The organism is Rhodoblastus acidophilus, from assembly GCF_025961575.1.
Lineage (GTDB): Bacteria > Pseudomonadota > Alphaproteobacteria > Rhizobiales > Beijerinckiaceae > Rhodoblastus > Rhodoblastus acidophilus_C.
Genome location: NZ_JAOQNX010000066.1, coordinates 1 through 2,803, shown reverse-complemented (window position 1 = coordinate 2,803; position 2,803 = coordinate 1). Strand labels below are relative to the sequence as shown.

General features: G+C 60.7%; 1 protein-coding gene and 2 pseudogenes. 2 read left to right on the top strand and 1 reads right to left on the bottom strand.

The genetic code is table 11. The features are described from left to right. Positions 1-54 precede the first annotated feature (54 nt). Positions 55-378 (top strand): annotated as a pseudogene (locus M2320_RS23110) (transposase); the annotation flags it as partial. Between the two features lie 248 nt (positions 379-626). Here the strand turns inward: M2320_RS23110 and M2320_RS23105 are convergent. Beyond that, a complete protein-coding gene (locus M2320_RS23105) occupies positions 627-1,649 on the bottom strand; it encodes an IS110 family transposase (RefSeq protein ID WP_264599313.1) in 1,023 nt (340 codons plus the stop codon). A gap of 71 nt (positions 1,650-1,720) precedes the next feature. Between M2320_RS23105 and M2320_RS23100 the strand changes: the two are divergent. Further along, positions 1,721-2,149: pseudogene (locus M2320_RS23100) on the top strand (IS5 family transposase); the annotation flags it as partial. Positions 2,150-2,803 lie beyond the last annotated feature (654 nt).

The following is a 2,803-nucleotide window of genomic DNA, read 5'->3' as shown; positions in this document are numbered from 1 at the left end:
ATCGCTTGGCCTGAGCGGCGGGTTATGATTCAGGGCTTCCGAAAGGAAGCGCGGATGAATCGAGATCAGTTCTGGCTCACGGACGAGCAGTTTTCCAAGATCCAACCTCATCTTCCGACCGACACGCGCGGCAAGGAGCGGGCTGACGATCTCCGCGTGATCAGCGGTATCGTGCATGTGCTGAAAACTGGCGGGCGCTGGGTGGACGCGCCGCCGGATTACGGTCCTCGGGAGACGCTCTACAACCGTTTCGTCCGGTGGGCGGCGAAAGGCGTCTGGGCGACGCTTTTCGAAGAGTTGGCGCGGGCCGGCGGACCAGCTGCGGAAGTCCTGATCGACAGTTGCGCCGTGAAAGCTCACCGCTGCGCGGCGGGCGGAAACGTATGGCCCGCCCCGTCAGCAAGCAGTTTTTGTCTATGGCCTGAACGATCTGCGAAAACGTATCCGGCTTTCAGCTGATGCTGTCGCCAAGATGGAGATCCGCGCGTCCTGATCCTCATAAGGGGGCCGGCGTCGAGCGCCATTTTCCGCCAAGGATTTCAGGACGCCGGTCAATCGTTAGGCCATCTTCCTCTCACCGCCCGCAGACAACAGGACCGTCGCGCGCAACGGCCAATCGAATAACCTCAGGTTGGCTGGATCTGAGCGTCGAAATCACGCCCATGACGCAGCAACGCCCAAACGATGCGAGCCATCTTGGCGGCCAGCGCCACAACGACGACGTTGCCGTGCGCGCGTCCGGAAAGCCCTCTCAACCAGGCGCCAAGCCGCGTCTGAGCTCTTACAAGCGTCGGCAACGCTGAACGGGCCCCTTGGATCAGCATTTTTCGGAGATATTTGCTGCCGCGCTTGGTGATGCCAAGCAGCCGCGGCTTGCCGCCAGTGGTGGCTTGGCGTGGGACAAGTCCAAGCCAAGCCGCCAGATCCCGGCCGCGGCCAAAGGTGCGCGCATCACCGATCGCCGCCACCAGCGCCGTAGCGTTCAGCGCGCCGATACCAGGGATCGTGACCAAGCGGCTCGCCAACTCGTCGGCCCGCGCGTGTTCGGTGAATTCCTTGTTGAATTGAGCGATTTGCCGATCAAGGCTTTCCAGCCGATCCTGCATTTCTTTGAGAAGATCATGGATGCGTGGCCTCAATGCTGCCGGATCGGCGAGAAGCTCAACGAGGCGGGTCGCCAGCTTTGCTCTCCCCTGCGCCACGACATGCCCGCGCTCAAGCAGGAGACTTCGGATCTGATTCATTAGGGACGTGCGCTCCGCGACAAGCTGGTCGCGCACCCGGTGAAGGGTCTGCATATCGAGCTGCTCTTCCGTTTTCAGCTCGACAAATCGCATCGTCGGCCGCGTCGCCGCCTCCGCGATCGCCTCGGCGTCGCGATTGTCGTTCTTCTGCGCTTTGACATAAGGGCGCACATATTCAGGCGACATCAGACGCACGGAATGACCTTGAGCCGCCAAGACGCGGCCCATGTGGTGAGCGCCGCAGCACGCCTCCATCGCGACAACGCACGCGGGCAAACTGGCACAGAATTTTATGACGGTCTCCCGCCGCATTCGCCGACGGACCGCGACAAGGCCGGCAGGGTCGAAGCCGACCAGGCTGCAACTATTCTTTCCAAGATCGATGCCAAGCACAGAGATTTCCATGGCTTTTTCCTCGGTGGTGAGCGCCGTCAGTGTAGCAGCGCTCTCTCAGGAGGGGCGGGCCATCCATAAGGGGGGAGAAAAGTCAGGCCATCGGCCGCTCGCGCGGTGGGCGCACGACGAAAATCCACGCCCTGACCGATGCGCAATGCCGGCCTTTGGCCTTCATGCTCACGGGCGGGAACATCGCGGATTGCACCGCTGGCGCGACATTGCTGGAGAGGCTGCCTGACTGCGACATCCTGCATGCAGACAAGGGCTACGACGCCACCAAGCTTCGCCGACAGGTCGAGGACAAAGGCGTCATGCCGAACATTCCACCCAAGGCCAACCGCAAATGGAAGAACTGCTTCTCGCCGTTCCTCTATCGCAACCGCAACGCCATCGAACGCATGTTCTGCCGGTTAAAGGATTTCCGTCGCGTAGCCACGCGATACGACCGAAACGCCGTCAATTACCTCGCAACCGTCTGCCTCGCCGCCACCGTCAGCTATTGGTTATGAGTCCGGAGCCTAGTCTTGACGGGACGCGCGCACCAGCAAACCGCTTGGATCAAGCTATGCGTGGGGGCAATGCGGCCTTTGAAGGACTGTTCCCGAGTAAATACCGGTCAAAAGTTGAACGGAGACTGCCAAAATTCTTCTTCTGTTCGCCGAAAGCTGCGACAGCTTTCCGTGCAATCCTTCTTAAGCTGGCCACTTCGCCATTGGTCCGCTTTCCGGTCGCAGACCGGGCTTTGCCGCCTTAAGCGCTCGATCTCCCCATTCGGCCATTCCGGAAACGGAAAGATGAAGGCGATCAATCTGGACGATCAATATCGCGACGCCGGACACACAAGCTGAAGTTTCAGCCTGATGATTTGTCGGCCAATGAGATTTTTTGCAGCATGAAGATGAGCGACCGCCGGTGACGAATTTGAGCTTCCCCGCGGAACCCGAGCGCGAGCATGGCGTTGTGGGCAGGAGCGCGTCCTGCAAAGGCCCTGTCGCATGCCCGCAGACCCAATCCCAACCGCAGCCGGCGCCGCGAGCGGTTCGGCTGCCGCCGGCGCCGTCGGAGGCTTAGGTCATGAACTCATAAACGGGATTCCCGAATCGCGGCCGCTCTGATTCAGTTTCCCCGATCTGGGGGCATGAGAATGGCTCGTTTTGATTTGA